Source organism: Streptomyces jeddahensis (genome assembly GCF_001642995.1).
Lineage (GTDB): Bacteria > Actinomycetota > Actinomycetes > Streptomycetales > Streptomycetaceae > Streptomyces > Streptomyces jeddahensis.
Map to the genome: position 1 here is coordinate 25258 of NZ_LOHS01000069.1, position 19172 is coordinate 44429.

Annotated in this window: 18 protein-coding genes; 3 read left to right on the top strand and 15 right to left on the bottom strand. The window is 70.7% G+C overall.

From position 1 onward, the window contains the following. Window positions 1-95: 95 nt before the first annotated feature. From STSP_RS11925 to pgsA, 14 genes are all read right to left on the bottom strand, one after another. The gene (locus STSP_RS11925; protein ID WP_067275835.1) at window positions 96-635 is read right to left on the bottom strand and encodes an adenine phosphoribosyltransferase; all 540 of its coding nucleotides are present in this window, start codon (window positions 633-635) and stop codon (window positions 96-98) included. Then, a complete protein-coding gene (gene secF / locus STSP_RS11930; protein WP_067275838.1) occupies window positions 632-1753 on the bottom strand; it encodes a protein translocase subunit SecF in 1122 nt (373 codons plus the stop codon). Before secF ends, STSP_RS11925 begins: the two co-directional genes overlap by 4 nt. A gap of 1 nt (window position 1754) precedes the next feature. Further along, on the bottom strand, window positions 1755-3557 hold the full coding sequence (gene secD / locus STSP_RS11935) for a protein translocase subunit SecD (RefSeq protein WP_067275921.1): 1803 nt from the start codon (window positions 3555-3557) through the stop codon (window positions 1755-1757). 147 nt (window positions 3558-3704) lie between these two features. Then, on the bottom strand, window positions 3705-4160 hold the full coding sequence (gene yajC / locus STSP_RS11940; RefSeq protein WP_067275841.1) for a preprotein translocase subunit YajC: 456 nt from the start codon (window positions 4158-4160) through the stop codon (window positions 3705-3707). 165 nt (window positions 4161-4325) lie between these two features. After that, a complete protein-coding gene (ruvB, locus tag STSP_RS11945) occupies window positions 4326-5405 on the bottom strand; it encodes a Holliday junction branch migration DNA helicase RuvB (protein WP_067275844.1) in 1080 nt (359 codons plus the stop codon). A gap of 214 nt (window positions 5406-5619) precedes the next feature. Beyond that, a complete protein-coding gene (gene ruvA / locus STSP_RS11950) occupies window positions 5620-6228 on the bottom strand; it encodes a Holliday junction branch migration protein RuvA (protein ID WP_067275846.1) in 609 nt (202 codons plus the stop codon). After that, window positions 6225-6785: a crossover junction endodeoxyribonuclease RuvC gene (ruvC, locus tag STSP_RS11955; protein ID WP_067275848.1), complete on the bottom strand. Its 561-nt coding sequence runs from the start codon at window positions 6783-6785 to the stop codon at window positions 6225-6227. The genes ruvA and ruvC overlap by 4 nt, the downstream gene beginning before the upstream one ends. A 160-nt stretch (window positions 6786-6945) precedes the next feature. Then, on the bottom strand, window positions 6946-7698 hold the full coding sequence (locus STSP_RS11960; RefSeq protein ID WP_067275849.1) for a YebC/PmpR family DNA-binding transcriptional regulator: 753 nt from the start codon (window positions 7696-7698) through the stop codon (window positions 6946-6948). 50 nt (window positions 7699-7748) lie between these two features. After that, on the bottom strand, window positions 7749-8360 hold the full coding sequence (gene pdxT, locus STSP_RS11965) for a pyridoxal 5'-phosphate synthase glutaminase subunit PdxT (RefSeq protein ID WP_067275851.1): 612 nt from the start codon (window positions 8358-8360) through the stop codon (window positions 7749-7751). 4 nt (window positions 8361-8364) lie between these two features. Further along, window positions 8365-9294, bottom strand: a complete 930-nt coding sequence (gene pdxS / locus STSP_RS11970; protein ID WP_067275853.1) for a pyridoxal 5'-phosphate synthase lyase subunit PdxS — start codon at window positions 9292-9294, stop codon at window positions 8365-8367. Window positions 9295-9478: 184 nt separating this feature from the next. Continuing rightward, complete coding sequence (locus tag STSP_RS11975) at window positions 9479-10024, bottom strand: hypothetical protein (protein WP_067275856.1); 546 nt, start codon at window positions 10022-10024, stop codon at window positions 9479-9481. Between the two features lie 407 nt (window positions 10025-10431). Beyond that, entirely contained in the window at window positions 10432-11592 is a 1161-nt protein-coding gene (locus tag STSP_RS11980) for a glycosyltransferase family 4 protein (protein ID WP_067275858.1), read from the bottom strand. Further along, window positions 11589-12554, bottom strand: coding sequence for a phosphatidylinositol mannoside acyltransferase (locus STSP_RS11985; protein WP_067275861.1), 966 nt, complete (start codon window positions 12552-12554; stop codon window positions 11589-11591). The genes STSP_RS11980 and STSP_RS11985 overlap by 4 nt, the downstream gene beginning before the upstream one ends. Next, window positions 12551-13225: a phosphatidylinositol phosphate synthase gene (gene pgsA / locus STSP_RS11990; RefSeq protein ID WP_067275864.1), complete on the bottom strand. Its 675-nt coding sequence runs from the start codon at window positions 13223-13225 to the stop codon at window positions 12551-12553. Before pgsA ends, STSP_RS11985 begins: the two co-directional genes overlap by 4 nt. Window positions 13226-13566: 341 nt before the next feature. Between pgsA and STSP_RS11995 the strand changes: the two genes are divergently transcribed. Together STSP_RS11995 and STSP_RS12000 are read left to right on the top strand one after the other, a co-directional pair. After that, window positions 13567-15765 (top strand): elongation factor G-like protein EF-G2, encoded by a 2199-nt coding sequence (locus STSP_RS11995; protein ID WP_067275867.1) that lies wholly within the window; start codon window positions 13567-13569, stop codon window positions 15763-15765. 329 nt (window positions 15766-16094) lie between these two features. Further along, on the top strand, window positions 16095-17765 hold the full coding sequence (locus STSP_RS12000; protein ID WP_067275923.1) for a hypothetical protein: 1671 nt from the start codon (window positions 16095-16097) through the stop codon (window positions 17763-17765). Between the two features lie 30 nt (window positions 17766-17795). Here the strand turns inward: STSP_RS12000 and STSP_RS12005 are convergent, their stop codons facing one another. Next, window positions 17796-18356, bottom strand: coding sequence for an HIT family protein (locus STSP_RS12005; RefSeq protein ID WP_067275870.1), 561 nt, complete (start codon window positions 18354-18356; stop codon window positions 17796-17798). Between the two features lie 66 nt (window positions 18357-18422). Here STSP_RS12005 and STSP_RS12010 point away from each other — a divergent pair, with 66 nt between their 5' ends. Next, window positions 18423-19172: a potassium channel family protein gene (locus STSP_RS12010; protein ID WP_232789605.1), complete on the top strand. Its 750-nt coding sequence runs from the start codon at window positions 18423-18425 to the stop codon at window positions 19170-19172.

A 19172-nucleotide genomic window follows, 5' to 3' on the forward strand; every position in this document is an offset into this window, starting at 1 on the left:
CGGTGAGACGGCCTCGTACCTGTGAAACGTAAGAGGCGGGTCCCGGATTCCTCCGGGACCCGCCTCTCCCTGTGACGACCAGGTCGCTCAGGTGTTCAGACGATGAGTAGCGACTCCAGCGGCGCACCGTCCAGAGCGGGCTCCAGGCGTGCGCGGCCGCCGAGGAAGCCGAGCTCCATCAGCATGAGCACGCCGGCGACCTCGGCTCCGGCGCGGCGGATGAGCTGCAGCGACGCCTCGGCGGTGCCTCCGGTGGCGAGGACGTCGTCGATGACCATGACGCGGTCGCCCGCGGCCAGGTCCTCGGCGTGCACCTCGATCTCGGCCGAGCCGTACTCCAGGTCGTACGCCTGGCGGAGCGTCGCGCCGGGGAGCTTGCCCGCCTTGCGTACCGGGATGAAGCCGATGCCGGCGCGGACCGCGGCCGGGGCGGCCAGGATGAACCCGCGGGCCTCCAGGCCGACGACCTTCGTGGCGCCGTTCTGCACGCAGAAGTCAGCCAGCGTGTCGGTGAGCGCGGTGAACGCCTCCGGGTCGGCCAGGAGCGGCGTGATGTCCTTGAACATCACGCCCGGCTTCGGGTAGTCCGCCACATCGCGGATGCGGCTGAGCAGCAGCTCCTTGAGGTCGGTCATCGGCGCTTCCCCGAGGGTCGGCCGCGGCCGCGGGTGCGGGACACGGGCTGGGTGCGGGGGCCGACGACGGCGTGGGCCGCGTCCTCCGGCTCGGCGTCCCCGGGCTCCGCGGCCCCGGGCGCCGCGGCTTCCGCCGTCTCGCCCTTCTCGGCGGCAGCGGCGCGCTTGGCCAGCACGCGCTTCTTGAGGGCCTTCATCCCCGGCTCGCGCTCCTTGAGCTCGGCGACGAGCGGCGTGGCGATGAAGATCGACGAGTACGCACCGGCGGCGAGACCGACGAACAGCGACAGCGAGATGTCGTTGAGCATGCCCGCGCCGAGGACGCCGCCGCCGATGAACAGCAGGCCCGCGACGGGCAGCAGGGCGACCACCGTGGTGTTGATGGAGCGCACCAGCGTGGCGTTGATCGAGCGGTTGGCGACCTCGCTGTACGTCCAGCGCGTCTGCTTGGTGATGTCCTTCGAGCTCTCCTTCAGGGAGTCGAAGACGACCACCGTGTCGTAGAGCGAGTAACCGAGGATCGTCAGCAGACCGATCACGGTGCCCGGGGTCACCTCGAAGCCGACCAGGGCGTAGATCCCGACCGTGATGGTGATGTCGTGGATCAGGGCCACCAGTGCGGCCACGGCCATGCGCCACTCGAAGGCGATCGCCAGATAGATCACCACGAGGACCATGAAGATCCCGAGGCCGGTCCAGGCCTTGTTGGCGATCTGCTCACCCCAGCTGGGGCCCACCAGGTCGGCGTTGATGTCGTCCGCCTTGACGCCCAGGTCCTTGGAGAGCTCCGCCTTGATCTCGTCGGACTTGGCCGTGTCCACACCGCTGATCTGGATGCGCAGACCGCCGGTGCCGAGCTCCTGGACGATGGCGTCGTGCCCTGCGGCCTCCTCCGCCCTCTGCTCGGCCTGAGAGGCGGAGATGCTGGTCTTCGGGGTGGTGAAGACTGCGCCGCCCTGGAACTCGATGCCCATGTTCAGCCCCTTCACCGTGAGGCCGAGGATGGCCGCGACGGTGATCAGGAGCGAGACGCCGTACCAGATCATGCGCTTGGGAACGAAGTCGTAGCCGACCTCGCCGCGGTGGAGCCTGGCGCCGAGAGTGCCGAGTCGCGACATCTCAGGCCTCCTTCGGGTCGACGGGGGCGGATACGCGGCGGGTGCGGCGCAGCGGGGGCTTGGCGCCGAGCCGCTTCGGGTCCAGGCCGGACCACGAGTGGCCGCTCGAGAAGAACGTGCTGCGGGCGAGGATCGTCATCAGCGGCTTCGTGAAGAGGAACACGACGACCACGTCGAGCAGGGTGGTCAGGCCGAGCGTGAACGCGAAGCCCTGCACCTTGCCCACGGTGACGATGAAGAGGACCGCGGCGGCCAGGAACGACACGAAGTCGGAGACCAGGATCGTGCGCCGGGCGCGCGGCCAGGCCCGCTCGACGGCGGGCCGCAGCGTACGGCCCTCACGGACCTCGTCCCTGATGCGCTCGAAGTACACGATGAACGAGTCCGCCGTGATACCGATCGCCACGATCGCACCGCAGACCGCCGGCAGGTTGAGCGCGAAGCCGATGGTCGGGCCGAGCAGCGCCATGATCGTGTACGTCAGGGCGGCCGAGACGAGCAGCGAGAAGATGGCGATGAGCGACAGGCCCCGGTAGTAGACCACCAGGTAGATCACGACCAGCGCGAGGCCGATGGCACCGGCGATCAGACCCGCCTGCAGCTGCTCGCCGCCGAGGGCCGCGGTGACGGTGGTGACGCTCTGCTCCTCGAAGGACAGCGGCAGCGCACCGTACGAGAGCATGTTGGCCAGGTTCTGCGCGGACTCCTGGTTGAAGTTGCCGGAGATCTCGGCGTTGCCGCCGGTCAGTGCCTGGCTGACGTACGGGTCGGAGACGACCTCGTTGTCGAGAACGATGGCGAACTGGTTCTGCGGGGACTGGTTCTGCGCGAGCTTGCCCGTGATGTCCGCGAACTTCTTGGCACCCGCGTCCGTGAACTCCATCGTGACTTTCCAGCCCGCGGCGTTCTGCGTGTCGTAGACGGCGTTGGCGTCGTCTACGTCGGTGCCCTCGACCTCGGCGGGGCCGAGGATGTACTTCTGCCACTGGCCCTGCGAGTTCTGGCCGCAGGCGACGGTCGACTCGGACGGCTTGACGCCGTCACCGGCCTTGGCGCGCTGCTCGGGGTCGGTGCAGTCGAGCTTGGCGTACTGCTGCTGCAGGTCGCTGGAAGGGTCCGGGGTGCCGGTCGCCGCCGGCGAGGCGCTGGCCGAGGCGGAGGCGTCGGCCGCGGCGGATGCGCTGCCGGACGGTGAGGCGCTCGCGCTCGGCGAGGCAGTGGAGTCCGCCTTGAGGGCGTCGGTGACCGCGCGCCCCTGGGAGGTGGCGGAGGCCGAGGGGGTCGCGGAGGACGAGGGGCTGGCGGAGGAGTCCGACGAGGTCGCCTTGTCCGCATCAGCCGACGGGGACGCGCTGCCGGACGCGCTGGGCGACGGGCTGGCCGTCGCGTCGCCTGCGCTGACCTCGGTCGCGATGACCGGGCGGAAGTAGAGCTGGGCGGTGGTGCCCACCTGCTCGCGCGCCTGCTTCTCGTTGGTGCCCCGGGGGATGTTGACGATGATGTTGTCGTTGCCCTGGGTCTGCACCTCGGCCTCGGAGACGCCGAGACCGTTGACACGGCGCTCGATGATGCCCACGGCCGTGTTCATGTTGGTCTGGTTGACCGCGTTCTCCTGACCCGGCTCACTCTTCGCCTTGAGCGTGATGCTGGTGCCGCCGGCGAGGTCGATGCCGAGACGCGGAGTGGTGTGCCCGGAAAGGAACATTCCCCCGGTGAGCGCCGCGATGGCGATCAGGATCAGGACCAGCGAGCGGCCCGGCCTGCTCTGCGCGCTCGTTCTCCGGCCCTTCTTCGGTGCTGCCACCTTCTCGTTCTTCCTCTCCAACCGTCCTGCGCGTGAATCTACGCGCATACGGCCATGACATGGTGTCGAGACGTGCGAGACGTGCCGAATCCGCACGCCCCGGGGACCGCGGTGCGCAGGCGGGCGCTCCGCGGTCCCCGGTCGTGGCTACTTCGTGTCGGACTCGCCGTCGGTCTTCTTCGGCTCGGCCTCGTCGGCGGCCGCGTCCTTCTTGCCGAGGTCGATGCGCGAGTCGTCGGAAGCGTCGGCGGGCTCGTCGGTCTCGGTGAGGGAGGAAGCGTCGTCGGGGACGACCGGGGTGTCGACCTTCAGGTCGTCGCCGGTGCCGTGGACGATGCGGTTGTACTCGTCGTCCTCGAGGACGGCGCCGATCGCGTTCTTCGCGAAGACGAGGTGGACACCGGGGGCGGCCTCAAGGAGGACGGTGTCGTGGTTGACCTCCTTCACCGTGGCGTACATGCCGCCGATGGTGCGGACGCCGGTTCCGGGCTGCATCTGGTCGCGCATCTGCTGAGCCTGCTGCTGCTTCTTCTTGGCAGAGCGGGTCATCAGGAACATGGCCCCGATGAGCACGATGAACGGGAGGAGGGTCACGATATTCACGGGACGGAAATTTCCTTCGCACGACCGCGCTGGTGGGGCGGCCTGATGGATGGGGGTGGACCTGCCGCCCGCAGAGGCGGCATCGGCGGAGTCTAGGCGAGTCCGCACGGATGGAACAACGCTCAGCATCGCAGCGTAGTTCCTGACCCGCACAGTCCCTCGCCGTCACGCCCCGAACAGGTCCTGTTGTCCGTTTCCGCCGGTCGCCTGGCGCGGCGGGGTGAGGCCGAGGTGGGCCCATGCGGCGGGCGTCGCCACCCTGCCGCGCGGAGTCCGCGCCAGCAGTCCCTCCCGAACGAGGAACGGTTCGGCCACTTCTTCGACTGTCTCGCGCTCCTCCCCCACGGCCACGGCGAGGGTGGACAGGCCGACGGGTCCGCCTCCGAAAAGCTTGAGCAAAGCCTGCAGAACGGCCCGGTCAAGACGGTCGAGGCCCCGGGCGTCGACCTCGTAGACGGCGAGGGCCGCGGCGGCGATGTCGCGGCTGATCACGCCGTCGGCCTTGACCTGGGCGTAGTCGCGGACGCGGCGCAGCAGCCGGTTGGCGATACGGGGCGTGCCGCGCGAGCGGCCCGCGATCTCGGCGGCGCCGTCCGCCCCGATCTCGACGTTCAGCAGGCTCGCGGAGCGGTGGATGACGCGCTCCAGCTCCACGGGCTCGTAGAACTCCATGTGCGCCGTGAAGCCGAACCGGTCGCGCAGCGGGGGCGGCAGCAGGCCCGCGCGCGTGGTGGCGCCGACCAGGGTGAACGGCGGCAGCTCGAGCGGGATGGCGGTGGCGCCGGGGCCCTTGCCGACGATGACGTCGACGCGGAAGTCCTCCATCGCCATGTAGAGCATCTCCTCGGCGGGCCGGGACATGCGGTGGATCTCGTCGAGGAAGAGCACCTCGCCCTCCTGGAGGGAGGAGAGGATCGCGGCGAGGTCGCCCGCGTGCTGGATGGCCGGGCCGCTGGTGATACGGATCGGGGCGCCCATCTCTGCCGCGATGATCATGGACAGCGTGGTCTTGCCGAGGCCGGGCGCGCCGGAGAGCAGCACGTGGTCCGCTGTGGCACCGCGCTGCCGCGCCGCCTTCAGCACCAGGTCCAGCTGCTCCCGGACCCGTTCCTGGCCGACGAACTCGTCCAGCGACTTCGGCCGCAACGCCGCCTCGACGGCCTGGTCCTCACCGTCGGCCGCGGCGCCAACCAGTCGGCCGGCCTGAGTGTCGTCGGTGACGGATGACGTGTCGTCCCAGTTCACGGGTGATCGCCTCATTGGTTGGTGGCGGGGGTGCCGCCGGTTGTGCGGGTGGTGGGGGCGTACAGGGACTTTGGGCGGGCGGGAACGCACGTGCCGCCGAGGTGCCCGCTCCGACGCGGTGCTCGGCCGCCTGGACATGGGCGCTCAGCCCCGGCGGCCCGGTGTCGGTGACGCGGCGGCCCCACCAGGGCGGAGGTCGCGGTGTCCGCCCGGCTCATCGGGCTCGGTTCAGCGTCTGCAGAGCCGCCTTCAGCAACTGGCCGACCTGCGGGGTTCCCCCGGCCGCCTCGGCCTGCGGTGTGACCGCCACGACCGCCTCGTCGGCCTCACGCGTGGCGTAGCCGAGGCCCACGAGCGCCGCGTGCAGCTGGTCGCGCCAGCCGGCGGAGACCGGGGCGGCGGCCCCCGCGCCGGTGCCGATGGGCTCGCCGAGGCGGTCCTTCAGCTCCAGCAGGAGCTTCTGGGCGCCCTTCTTGCCGATGCCCGGGACGGCGGTGAGCGCCTTCTCGTCGCCGGTCGCGACGGCCCGGCGCAGCGCGTCGGGCGTGTGCACGGCAAGCATCGCCTGCGCGAGACGCGGTCCGACACCGCTGGCCGTCTGCAGGAGCTCGAAGGTCTGCCGCTCGTCGTCGTCCGCGAAGCCGTAGAGCGTGAGCGAGTCCTCCCGTACGACGAGGGACGTGGCGAGCTTCGCCGGCTGGCCGACGCGCAGCGTCGAGAGCGTGTTCGGCGTGCACTGGACGGCCATTCCGATGCCGCCGACCTCGACCACCGCGGCGTCGGGGGCGAGGGCGGCGACGGGGCCGCTGACGAAGGCGATCATCGGGTGACCTTCCGTGCGAGTGTGCGTTCTCCGAGGGTGTCGGCCCGGCGGGCCGCCTCGTGCGCCTGCTGGAGGCGGTTCATCGCGGGCGCGCGCCAGATGTGGCAGATGGCGAGGGCGAGGGCGTCCGCGGCGTCGGCGGGTTTCGGCGGCGCCGCGAGCCGCAGAAGGCGGGTGACCATGGCGCCGACCTGCGCCTTGTCGGCGCGTCCTGTGCCGGTGACGGCGGCCTTGACCTCGCTCGGCGTGTGCAGCGCGACGGGTAGTCCCCGGCGGGACGCGCAGAGCATGGCGACCGCGCTGGCCTGGGCGGTGCCCATGACCGTACGCACGTTGTGCTGGCTGAACACGCGCTCCACCGCGACGTATTCAGGCTGGTGCTCGTCAAGCCACTGCTCTATGCCCTGCTCGATGGCGACCAGGCGGTGGCCGATGTCGGCGTCCGCGGGCGTACGCACCACGCCGACCCCCCGCATCGTCAGCGGGCGGCCCGCGACGCCCTCGACGACGCCCACGCCGCACCGGGTCAGCCCCGGGTCCACGCCGAGTACGCGCATCGCGTGTCCCCCCTCCGCGGCCGAACCACCGCCGCCCTCGGATCGATCTTGGCCATGACGCCCTCAGGCTATCCGGTGCCACCGACAACGACGGTGGGCCGGTGAGGGGTCCTCCCTCACCGGCCCACCGAAGTCACGGTCCGTCAGGCCTGGACCGATGTCAGGCCTCGACCTTCTCCATGATGTCGTCGGAGACGTCGAAGTTGGCGAAGACGTTCTGCACGTCGTCGCTGTCCTCGAGCGCGTCGATCAGCTTGAAGATCTTCTTGGCGCCCTCCTCGTCCAGCTCGACCTGCATGGTCGGGACGAAGTTGGCCTCGGCCGAGTCGTAGTCGATGCCGGCGTCCTGCAGCGCGCTGCGCACGGCGACCAGGTCGGTGGCCTCGCTGATCACCTCGAAGTTCTCGCCGAGGTCGTTGACCTCCTCGGCGCCCGCGTCCAGCACGGCACCCAGGACGTCGTCCTCGGTGAGGTCGCCCTTGGGGACGATCACGACGCCCTTGCGGTTGAACAGGTACGAGACGGAGCCCGGGTCGGCCATGGAACCGCCGTTGCGGGTCATGGCGACGCGGACGTCCGAGGCGGCGCGGTTGCGGTTGTCGGTGAGGCACTCGATGAGCACCGCGACACCGTTGGGGCCGTAGCCCTCGTACATGATCGTCTCGTAGTCGGCGCCACCGGCCTCGAGACCGGCGCCGCGCTTGACCGCGGAGTCGATGTTCTTGTTCGGAACCGACTGCTTCTTGGCCTTCTGGATGGCGTCGAAGAGCGTCGGGTTACCGTCCGGGTCGGCACCGCCCATGCGGGCCGCGACCTCGATGTTCTTGATGAGCTTCGCGAAGAGCTTGCCGCGCTTGGCGTCGATCACGGCCTTCTTGTGCTTCGTCGTGGCCCATTTAGAGTGGCCGGACATCTGCCTGTCTCCTTCGCGTAACCCATCTCTGCAAACGAACTCCAGAGATCCTACAAGGCTCCGGCCGCGTCCCGGTTCTCGCGCACCATGTCCACAAAGAGGGCGTGCACGCGGTGGTCGCCGGTCAGTTCCGGGTGGAACGACGTGGCGAGCGCGTTGCCCTGGCGTACGGCGACGATGTGGCCCTCGTGCTCGGCGAGCACCTCGGCACGGGCACCGACCGACTCCACCCAGGGAGCGCGGATGAAGACGCCCTCCACGGGGCCGCCCTCGACGCCTGCGATGTCGACCGCGGCCTCGAAGGACTCGTTCTGCCGCCCGAAGGCGTTGCGCCGCACGATCATGTCGATGCCGCCGATGGTCTCCTGGCCGGAGCGCGGGTCGAGGATCTTGTCGGCGAGCATGATCATGCCGGCGCAGGTGCCGTAGACGGGCATTCCGGCCTGCACGCGCGCGCGGAGGGGCTCCATCACGCCGAACAGGACGGCCAGCTTGGAGATGGTGGTCGACTCGCCACCGGGGACGATCAGGCCGTCGACCTCGGCGAGCTCCTCGGGGCGCCGGACCGGCCTGGCCACGGCGTCCGCCGCGGCCAGGGCGATCAGGTGCTCCCGTACGTCGCCCTGGAGCGCCAGGACGCCGATGACAAGTGCGTCGCTCATCTGGTTACCAGCCGCGGTTCGCGTAGCGCTCGGCCTCGGGGAGGGTATCGCAGTTGATGCCGACCATGGCCTCGCCCAGGTTGCGGGAGGCGTCGGCGATGATCTTCGGGTCGTCGTAGAAGGTGGTGGCCTTCACGATGGCGGCGGCGCGCTTGGCCGGGTCGCCCGACTTGAAGATGCCGGAGCCGACGAAGACGCCCTCGGCGCCGAGCTGGCGCATCAGCGCGGCGTCGGCCGGGGTGGCGACACCACCTGCGGAGAACAACACGACGGGCAGCTTGCCGAGCTCGGCGACCTCCTTGACCAGCTCGTACGGGGCGCGCAGCTCCTTGGCGGCGGCGTACAGCTCGTGGTTGTCGTAGCCGCGGAGGCGGGCGATCTCGTTCTTGATCTGGCGCAGGTGGCGGACGGCCTCGACGACGTTGCCGGTGCCGGCCTCGCCCTTGGAGCGGATCATGGCCGCGCCCTCGGCGATACGGCGCAGGGCCTCGCCCAGGTTGGTCGCACCGCAGACGAAGGGGGTGGTGAAGGCCCACTTGTCGGAGTGGTTGACCTCGTCGGCCGGCGTGAGGACCTCGGACTCGTCGATGTAGTCCACGCCGAGGGACTGCAGGACCTGGGCCTCGACGAAGTGGCCGATGCGGGACTTGGCCATGACCGGGATCGAGACGGCGTCGATGATGCCCTCGATCATGTCCGGGTCGGACATGCGGGCCACGCCGCCGTCCTTGCGGATGTCGGCGGGGACGCGCTCCAGGGCCATCACTGCGACGGCACCCGCGTCCTCGGCGATCTTCGCCTGCTCGGGGGTGACGACGTCCATGATCACGCCGCCCTTGAGCTGCTCGGCCATACCGCGCTTCACGCGCGCGGTGCCGGTGGCCGGGGTGGTGTCGGAGCCGGGCTGGGGGGTGCTGGGGAGCGTGCTGGACACGGGTGACCTCACTCGGTGACTCGGTGAAGAGAGTTTCTGCAATCGTTGAGGAAACCGTCGCGATGCAGGCCACATCAAGGGCCAATGGTGACGCGGTGGCTCATTTTTCCCTTACCAGTGTGCGCCGGGCGCACCGCTGGGGGCCGCGCGGTCCTGGACCGGGCGGGACTTCGGACTTACCCGCCTAGGCAGCCGCGCGGTCCGCCAGTGCCGCCGGTGGCTCGTCGTCCATCTCGAAGGCCATCGGGAACGGTGCGTGGCCCGCGAGCCGGAACCATCGCACCTTGCGATGCCTGCGCAGGGCCCGGGCCGCCCGTACGGAGTCGTTGTGGAACCGCCGCGCCATCGGGACCCGGCGTACGGCCTGGGCGAGTTCTCGGGCTGCTTCCTCGCCGCCGGGCGCCTCCCGTACCGCCTCGACCTGCTCAGGCTCCCCGAAAATCGCCCGCAGCGCCTGGCTGAGCTCGCTCTCGGCGACCTCGCGCTGCTCCTCCTCCGCCTGCCGGGCCGCGTGCGCCGCCTCGTAGAGCACGATGGAGGCGGCCGGGTCGAGCACACCCGAGGTGGCCAGTTCCTGCGCCACCGACGCACGGCGCAGCAGCTGGGCGTCGAGCGCGGCCCGCGCCGCGTCGATGCGGGCGTGCAGCCTGTCGAGGCGGCCCGCCGTCCAGCTCAGGTACAGGCCGATCACGACGAGGGCGACGACGATCCAGATCAGAGTGGAGGTCACGGGCGGCAAGGCTACCGGGGCGGCCAGGCCACCCGGCACGGGCGGCGGGGGGCCCTGACCACACGCGGCCGCGCGGTGCACCTGGCGCACCGCACGCGCTGCCCGGACCGGCGCGCTGCCGCCCGCCCGGCACACGTCCGCACCGTGCCCATCGCACCGCCCCGCATCCGCAGAGCGGCACCGCACGTGCGCGGCATACCGCACGCGCTGCCCGGACCGGCGCGCTGCCGCCCCGCCTGGCACGGGTCCGCGCCCGCATCCATCGCACCCCGCACGCACCCGCAGAGCGGCCCGCACGCGCGCGTGCACCGTGCCAGGAGCACGCCCCCATGCACCGTGCCAGGAGCACCGCGCGCGTACACCGTGCGAAGGGCTACGCGCGCGTGCCTGCCCCCGCCACGGCGCCCTCAGTCCCGCGCCAGCCCGAACCGCGCCCGCAGCCCCGTGCGTTCGTCGGCGGCCACCGACGCGGCGCCGTCCGCGACCGTCTCGTAGACCGCGAGGATGTCCGCGCCGACCGTCGACCAGTCGAAGCGGCGCACGTGCGCGCTGCCGCGGTCGCGGAGCTCCGCGCGGCGCTCGGCGTCGCCGAGGAGGCGCACGGCCGATGCGGCCAGCGCGTCGGCGTCCTCGTTGGTGAAGAGCTCACCCGCCTTGCCCCGGTCCAGCACCTGGGCGAACGCGTCGAGGTCGGAGGCGAGGACGGGCGCGCCCGCGGACATCGCCTCGACCAGGATGATCCCGAAGCTCTCGCCGCCGGTGTTGGGCGCCACGTACACGTCGACGCTGCGCAGCAGCCTGGCCTTGTCCTCGTCGCTCACCATGCCGAGGAACTCGACGCGGTCGCGCATCTGCGCGGGCAGTGTCTCGACGGCCTCCTCCTCGTCGCCGCGCCCGGCGACCAGCAGCCGGGCCTCCGGCCGCTCCGCCAGGATCTTGGGCAGGGCCTTCATCAGCACCGGAAGCCCCTTCCGGGGCTCGTCGATGCGGCCGATGAAGCCGATGGTCTGCCCCTGCCACTCGGCCTTGGGCGCGGCGTCGGCGAAGAAGTCGACGTCCACGCCGTTGGGGATGACCACCGCGTCGCCGCCGAGGTGTTCGACGAGGGTCCGGCGTGCGTACTCGCTCACCGCGATCCGCGCGCTGATCTTCTCCAGCGCGGGCTGCAGGATCGGATACGCGGCGATCATCGCCCGGGACCGGGGGTTGGACGTGTGGAAGGTGGCGACGATGGGGCCTTGCGCGGCCCAGCAGGTGAGCAGCCCCAGCGAGGGCGACGTCGGCTCGTGGATGTGGATGACGTCGAAGGTGCCGTCGTGCAGCCAGCGCCGCACCCGCGCCGCGGACAGGAAGCCGAAGTTGAGCCGCGCGACCGAGCCGTTGTACGGCACAGGGACCGCCCGGCCCGCCGACACGACGTACCCCGGGAGCGGGGTGTCATCGTCCGCGGGGGCGAGGACGGACACCTCGTGCCCGAGGCGGATGAGGTGCTCGGCCAGGTCGCGGATGTGGAACTGGACGCCGCCCGGCACGTCCCAGGAGTACGGGCAGACGATGCCGATCCTCACGCCCGCTCCCCCGCGTCCGCGGAGCCGGACGGCTGCCCCGGCTGCTCGGAAGCCCCCGGCCCGTTCCTGGGCTCCAGGTCCGCCAGCCACAAGCGCTGCAGCATGTGCCAGTCCTCCGGATGCTCGGCGATCCCCGTGGCGAAGGCGTCTGCCAGCGCCTGTGTCATGACAGACGTCTTCTCGGCCCGGGTACCTGATTCCGGCACCGGAATGGGCGGATGGACGCATCCCTTCATGACGGGCGAGTCGTCGTACCAGAGGGTGACCGGCAGCAGAAGGGCGCCGGTCTGCTGGGCGAGCATGGCCGGTCCCGCGGGCATCCGGGCCGTGTCGCCGAAGAACCGCACCTCGACGCCCGACTCCGACAGGTCCCGGTCCGCGACGAGGCACACCATGCCGCCGGCGCGCAGCCGCCGCGCCAGCGTCCCGAAGGCCGAGCCGCCGGTGTGCGGCAGCACCTCCATGCCGAGGCTCTCGCGGTAGGCGACGAACCGGTCGTACAGCGTCTCCGGCTTCAGCCGCTCCGCGACCGTCGTGAAGGGCACACCGAGGTGCGTCGTCACCCAGGCCCCGGCGAGATCCCAGTTGGCCAGGTGCGGCAGGGCGACGATGACGCCCCGGCCCTCGGCAAGGCCGTCCGTCACGTAGTGGATGTCCTTCACCTCGACGGCGGCGTTCACGCGCTCCTTGCTCCACGCCGGGAGCCGGAAGGACTCCATCCAGTAGCGCAGGTACGAGCGCATGCCCGCCTTGGAGAGCTCGGCGAGGCGCTCGGGGCCCGCGTCGGGCACCACGCGCGCGAGGTTGGCCTCGAGGCGCTGCACGCCCTTGCCGCGGCGCTTCCACGCGATGTCGGCGATGGTCCGGCCGAGCCGCACGGCGACGGGCTCGGGGAGTTGCTTGACGGTGGCCCAGCCCAGTCCGTACAGGGCGTCCGTCAGCCGCTCCTGGACAGGGCTCATGAGGCGGCCCCGCTCTCCTGTGAGTCCTGGGACGACGCGGCGGCCTCGGCCTCCGCGGACTCCCTGCGGACGGTGACCACGCGCTGGATGAGCGTGACGAGGCTGCCCACGGCCACGATCCACAGGGCGATCGGCAGCAGCACCTGGATGCCGGGCACGCCGAAGGCGTGCAGACCGGCCAGGCCCGCCGCGACCAGCGAGATCACCAGTCGCTCGGCACGCTCGACGAGACCGTTGACCGCGACCGGCAGGCCGATCGATTCTCCACGCGCCTTCGTGTACGACACGACCTGGCCGCTGGCCAGGCAGAAGATGGCGACCGCGCAGAGGACGTTGTCGTTGCCGGTGCCCGCGTACCAGAGCGCGAAGCCACCGAAGATCGCACCGTCGGCGACACGGTCGAGCGTCGAGTCGAGGAAGGCCCCCCAGCGGCTGGAGCGGCCCAGCTGGCGCGCCATGTTGCCGTCGACCAGGTCCGAGAACACGAACAGCGTGATGACGACGGTGCCCCAGAAGAACTCACCCCGGGGGTAGAAGACCAGCGCACCCGCCACCACACCGGCCGTCCCGATGAGTGTGACCGTGTCGGGGCTCACCCCTCGGCGGATGAGAAACGCGGCGAACGGTGTGAGGACACGCGTGAAGAATGCACGCGCGTACTTGTTCAGCATGGCCTTCCCGACGGTCGGTGAGCCGCGTGGCCCCTGCTGGCCACCGGCTGGCCCATCGTAGCCACGCGCGCGTGGCCGCGAGTGGCGGGCGTCTAGGCCCTGTCGTCAGACTCCCGCCGTCCGCCCGAAGGGCGGGCCCGGGAGTCTGACGACAAGGCCTAGGGCCGGGTGATCTCGTACGACGTATGGACGCACCGTTACGGGAGTGCAAAGCTCGAAAACATCGGGGCGTCGCCGGAGCCGCCACCGCTGGGGTGCCCCCGGCCCATGGCTGGAGGAAGGAAAGCCGCAGGTCCACGCCCTGACAGACCTCACCGTGCACGAAACCGGGAGGCAGGAGAATGGGCGACAAGGCGAATGCACACCCCGGAGCCGCCGGCAGGGCAGCGACGGCCGACCACCCCTCGTCCGTACGGAATGTGGTTCTGGTCGGCCACAGCGGATCGGGCAAGACGACTCTGGTGGAGGCCCTCGCGCTGACCGCGGGGGCGGTGAACCGGGCGGGCCGCGTGGAGGACGGCGGCACCGTCTCGGACTACGACGAGATCGAGCACCGCCAGCAGCGCTCGGTGCAGCTCTCGCTGGTTCCCGTCGAATGGGACGGCTACAAGATCAACATTTTGGACACCCCCGGCTACGCCGATTTCGTCGGGGAGTTGCGGGCCGGTCTGCGAGCAGCGGACGCGGCCCTCTTCGTCGTCTCGGCGGCAGACGGCGTCGACGGCTCGACCCGCATGGTGTGGGAGGAGTGCGCGGCGGTCGGCATGCCGCGAGCGATCGTGATCACGCACCTGGAGGCGGCGCGGGCCGACTTCGAGGAGATGACGCGGATCTGTGCGGAGACGTTCGGCGGGGACGACCCCGACGCCGTACTGCCGCTCTACCTGCCGCTGCGAGGCGAGCCGGGACCGGACGGGCACGCGCCCGTGACGGGCCTGATCGGGCTGCTGACCCAGCGGCTGTTCGACTACGCGTCCGGGGAGCGGAAGGAGTCGGAACCGGTCCCTGACCAACTCCCGCTGATCGAGGAGGCACGCAACCGGCTGATCGAGGGGATCATCGCCGAGAGCGAGGACGAGACCCTCATGGACCGCTATCTCGGCGGCGAGGAGATCGACGTCAAGACGCTGATCGAGGATCTGGAGCGCGCTGTCGCCCGCGGCAGCTTCCATCCCGTACTGGCCGCCGCACCCGCTGCGGGGGGCGCCCGGCAGGGTCTGGGCACGGTGGAGCTCCTGGATCTGATCACCCGCGGTTTCCCCACGCCCCTGGAGCACGAGTGCCCGACTGTCACGACGCCGGAGGGCAAACCCGGGCCGCAGGTGACCTGTGATCCGGAGGGACCGCTGGTGGCGGAGGTCGTCAAGACCGCGTCCGATCCCTACGTCGGCCGGGTGTCGCTGGTACGCGTCTTCTCGGGCACCCTGCGCCCCGACGAGACCGTGCACGTCTCGGGGCATGGCCTGGCCGACCGGGGGCACGAGGACCACGACGTCGACGAGCGCGTCGGCGCTCTGTCGGCCCCCTTCGGCAAGCAACAGCGGACCCTCTCGCAGGCCATCGCGGGCGATCTCGCTTGCGTGGCGAAGCTCAGCCGCGCCGAGACCGGCGACACCCTGTCGGCCAAGGACAAACCGCTGCTGATGGAGCCGTGGGACATGCCCGATCCGCTGCTGCCGGTGGCCATCCAGGCACACAGCAAGGCGGACGAGGACAAGCTCTCCCAGGGCCTCGCCCGGCTGGTCGCGGAGGATCCGACGCTGCGCCTGGAGCAGAACCAGGACACCCACCAGGTGGTGCTGTGGTGCCTGGGCGAGGCGCATGCGGACGTCGTCCTGGAGCGGCTGCGCGGGCGCTACGGCGTGCAGGTCGACGTCGTACCGCACAAGGTCTCCCTACGGGAGACGTTCGCGGGCAAGTCCGCCGGGCGCGGCCGCCATGTGAAGCAGTCGGGCGGTCACGGTCAGTACGCGATCTGCGAGATCGAGGTGGAGCCGCTGCCAGGCGGCTCGGGCATCGAGTTCGTGGACAAGGTCGTCGGCGGCGCGGTGCCGCGGCAGTTCATCCCGTCCGTCGAGAAGGGCGTGCGCGCCCAGGCCGCGAAGGGCGTCGCCGCCGGCTATCCGCTCATCGACGTACGGGTCACGCTGCTCGACGGCAAGGCGCACTCGGTGGACTCCTCCGACGCCGCGTTCCAGACGGCGGGCGCCCTCGCGCTGCGGGAGGCCGCATCGGACGTCAGGATCCATCTGCTGGAGCCGGTCGCCGAGGTCCAGGTACTCGTCGGCGACGACTACGTCGGCCCGGTGATGAGCGATCTGTCGGGGCGGCGCGGCCGGGTGGTCGGCACCGAGCAGGCGCCCGGCGGGCGCACGCTCGTACGGGCCGAGGTTCCCGAGATCGAGATCGACCGCTATGCGGTGGACTTGCGGTCGATCTCGCACGGCACCGCGCGGTTCAGCCGCCGCTACGCACGGCACGAGCCGATGCCGCCGGGGATCGCCGACAAGGTCCGCGAACAGGCCCGCGAGGCCGCCTAGTTCCAGCAGTCGATCGCTGAAACGTCCCGTCCGGGTCTCACGCCGAGGCCCGGCCGGGCGGCCCGGTCGCCGGGGCCATCCGCCCAATCCCCTTCTGGGCGGGCGGCCTTCGGCCTGCCCGCCTGCACATGCCGCTGGTGACGTGCTGGGTGTGCGACCGCACCTGACGTGCTGCGTGTGCGCCCCCGTAGGCCCACTGACGGATGTCGGTGCTCCCCGATACGCTGATGACCTGATCAAGCTGATGGGCGATCAAGCCGATGAGCCGATCAACAGGTGTGCGGGGCAAGGAAGTCGGGAAGGGCCGCAGCATCGAAGGCGCGGCGGCGATGGGGGCGGCAGTGGCGGACGACGTATTCGATTTCAGGCCCGGGGCCCAGGTTCCGCTGTCGGGCTCCGCGGGCCAGACGGCGGCGACGATGGCCCTCGCCTCGGCCGCGTACCGGGACAACGACGTCGAGGAGATCCTCAAGGCCAACAGCGAATGGCACAAGTGCGAGCTGAAGAAGGGCCTTTGGTGGAACCTCTTCAAGCCGAACCTCGGCGAGGCCTTCGCGCGTGCCGTCCAGGTCCGGATGCTGGGCGGCGCCCGCAAGCCGCTCATCCAGTCCTTCGGAACCGAACCTCAGGCGGTCGTGGAGCACTGCCTGGCCGCGAACCGCCTCCGCCGCGAGCGCGACAGCTGGCTCACGGCCGTGATGGTGCTGTGCGGGCTGCTCTTCCTGCCGGGCCTCGCGGTGTGGCTGCTGGTCTTCCAGATCAGAAGCATGGTCGCCAAGACCGAGGACAAGCGCGCCTCCGTACTGGCGACCGCCGTCCTGGCTGCCGTGGGCGTGCTGGCCGTGGTCTTCCTACTCCGGCTGCCGTTCGACGGCTTCTGGGCCTGGTACACGCGCGCGGCGATGGTCGCACCCGTGGCCGGCTGGTTCTGGGCGAGGCAGATCTGCGAGCGGACCGCCAAGGACATGCGCGAGCGCTGGGGCAGCCTGCTGGCCGGCGGGGGCGTCGGCGCGAAGATCCCCGAGGCGGTGCCGGGCAGCCCCGGTGAGACCGCGGCCGAGCGGCTCCGCCAGGGCCTGGCCCGGCTGACCGCCGAGCAGCAGTCCAACACCGTCTTCTACGCCGGGCCCAAGGGCATCCTGGGCATGGGCACCCGCTGGGGCAGCTGGCAGCTCGCCGAGGAGCTTGTGCCGCGCGAGAAGGGCACGGAGATCCACCCCTTCCGCAGCTGGGACGTCATCCGGTCCATCCACGACCAGCTGCGGATGCTGGAACGCGGCCCGCTGCACACCGGCGGCTTCCCCACCCCCTCCATACGGCACTGGATCGTCTCGCCCATCGGTGAGAACGCCGACGAGGTGTCCCGGCCGACCGGCACGGACGTGGAGGCCTTCCAGATCAGGCAGCACGAGGTCCAGCGCATCTGCAACGAGCAGCAGTTCGGCAGCGGTGACCGCCACTATCTGGGTGTGCAGTTCACGCTCTGGGACGGCCAGTTGGTGATCACCATGCTGATCACCGTGACGGTGCTGCACGAGACGTTGCGCATCGAGGTCACCGGGCATGCGCTGGGGCCTGTGCACTCCCTCTTCACCACGAAGCCCAAGGCCAAGGTGGAGGAGGTCCACAAGCCGGTCAGGTTCTGGGAGACCTACGAGAAGAAGCTGCCCCTGGTCGAGCCCCATGAGGTGGTGCGCCTCGCGGTGCGCGCCCCCTTCACCTGGTATCCGCCGCTGCTCGACTTCCTGGGCGGCAAGATCAAGCTCCCCGAGCCGTTCGGCCTGCGGCACGCCTGGGCGGCCAAGCCCTGGCGGCACCGCTTCATGGCCGACGACGCACTGCGCACCGCCACGCCTGTACTGCGCGTGGTGCACGCCGCGGCGATCAAGGTGCTTGCCGAGAACGGCGTCGACACGGAGCAGTTCGGCACCCGCTCGCTGTTCCTGAGCAACCTGGTCCAGGACGCGAAGCCGACGACTGCGGACCTGTACGAGGCGTAGAGGGTTCTCGGCCGATGCGTCCGGCCGCGGCTACGCCGTGGGCCAGGCGTCCGCGATCATCTTGCGGGTGTCGGCCAGCAGCTGCGGCAGCACCTTGGTGTGGCCGACGACCGGCATGAAGTTCGTGTCCCCGCCCCACCGCGGCACGATGTGCTGATGCAGGTGGGCCGCGATGCCAGCGCCCGCCACCGTGCCCTGGTTCATGCCGATGTTGAAGCCGTGCGCACCGGAGGCGTTGCGCAGCGCCGTCATGGCCTGCTTGGTGAGCTCGGCGAGCTCGGCGGTCTCCGGCCGGGTCAGATCCGTGTAGTCGGCCACGTGGCGGTAGGGCACGACCATGAGGTGGCCGCCGTTGTACGGGTACAGATTGAGCACCGCGTACACATGCTCGCCGCGTGCGACGACGAGCCCGTCCTCGTCGGACTTGCCCGGGATCGAGCAGAAGGGGCAGCCGTCGTCCGCCCCCGGACCGGTCGGCTTGTTCTCGCCCTGGATGTACGCCATCCGGTGGGGGGTCCACAAACGCTGGAACGCGTCCTGCGTCCCCACTCCGATCTGCTGCTCCGGCTCACTCGTCATGCTGTGCAGCATATGGCTTCGCCCGTTCGGAACGTGTCGCCGGGGCGGCCCCGTACGGCACCCGGCCAAGCTGGCCGGATGGACCACCACAGCCGCTCGTCACACCCCGGCAGCAGGCAGGCACGCTGGGAGAGCCGGACGGAGATCCCGCTCGGTGTGGCATCGCTCGTGTATCTCGCCGCGTACGCGGTGTGGGTGCTCGGCGACTCCCTGCCCGACCACTGGCGCGACGCCTGTCTCACGGTGGCCATCGCCTCCTGGGGCCTGTTCGTCGTGGACTACGCGGTGCTGTGGCGCACGAGCGGCCAAGGAATCCGGTTCGTACGGAAACACTGGCTGGACACGATCGTGCTCCTGCTGCCTCTGCTCCGGCCCCTGCGCTTCGTACGGCTCTACGAGGCGATGCAGCGCCGGCGACATGAACCGCGGCTGGCCGTGTACGCGCGCGTGATGGCCTACGCGAGCATGTCGGTGGTCCTGCTCGGCTTCTCCGGGGCCCTCGCCGTCTACCACGCCGAACACACGGCGGAAGGCGCCAGCATCCGGACGTTCGGGGAGGCCGTCTGGTGGACGTGCTCCACGCTCGCGACCGTCGGTTACGGCGACGTGGTGCCGGTGACACCGATGGGGCGCCTGGTCGCCGTCGGACTGATGTGTTGCGGCCTGGCCCTGCTCGCCGCCGCAACCGGCTCGTTCTCGTCCTGGCTCATCCAGGTGTTCAAGCGAGAGGACGAGGCACGCGCGGGCCAGGCGAGAGGCACTCGGGCGCACGCGCAGGGAGACCGCGTGCACGGAGAAAGGGCCCCGGGGAAGTCCCCGGGGCCCTGA

Excerpts from the sequence above, each read along its gene's own strand:
- STSP_RS11925 (WP_067275835.1), bottom strand. The coding sequence starts at position 635 with ATGACCGACCTCAAGGAGCTGCTGCTCAGCCGCATCCGCGATGTGGCG.
- secF (WP_067275838.1), bottom strand. The coding sequence starts at position 1,753 with ATGTCGCGACTCGGCACTCTCGGCGCCAGGCTCCACCGCGGCGAGGTC.
- ruvA (WP_067275846.1), bottom strand. The coding sequence starts at position 6,228 with ATGATCGCCTTCGTCAGCGGCCCCGTCGCCGCCCTCGCCCCCGACGCC.
- ruvC (WP_067275848.1), bottom strand. The coding sequence starts at position 6,785 with ATGCGCGTACTCGGCGTGGACCCGGGGCTGACCCGGTGCGGCGTGGGC.
- STSP_RS11960 (WP_067275849.1), bottom strand. The coding sequence starts at position 7,698 with ATGTCCGGCCACTCTAAATGGGCCACGACGAAGCACAAGAAGGCCGTG.
- pdxT (WP_067275851.1), bottom strand. The coding sequence starts at position 8,360 with ATGAGCGACGCACTTGTCATCGGCGTCCTGGCGCTCCAGGGCGACGTA.
- STSP_RS11985 (WP_067275861.1), bottom strand. The coding sequence starts at position 12,554 with ATGAGCCCTGTCCAGGAGCGGCTGACGGACGCCCTGTACGGACTGGGC.
- pgsA (WP_067275864.1), bottom strand. The coding sequence starts at position 13,225 with ATGCTGAACAAGTACGCGCGTGCATTCTTCACGCGTGTCCTCACACCG.
- STSP_RS11995 (WP_067275867.1), top strand. The coding sequence starts at position 13,567 with ATGGGCGACAAGGCGAATGCACACCCCGGAGCCGCCGGCAGGGCAGCG.
- STSP_RS12000 (WP_067275923.1), top strand. The coding sequence starts at position 16,095 with ATGGGGGCGGCAGTGGCGGACGACGTATTCGATTTCAGGCCCGGGGCC.
- STSP_RS12005 (WP_067275870.1), bottom strand. The coding sequence starts at position 18,356 with ATGCTGCACAGCATGACGAGTGAGCCGGAGCAGCAGATCGGAGTGGGG.
- STSP_RS12010 (WP_232789605.1), top strand. The coding sequence starts at position 18,423 with ATGGACCACCACAGCCGCTCGTCACACCCCGGCAGCAGGCAGGCACGC.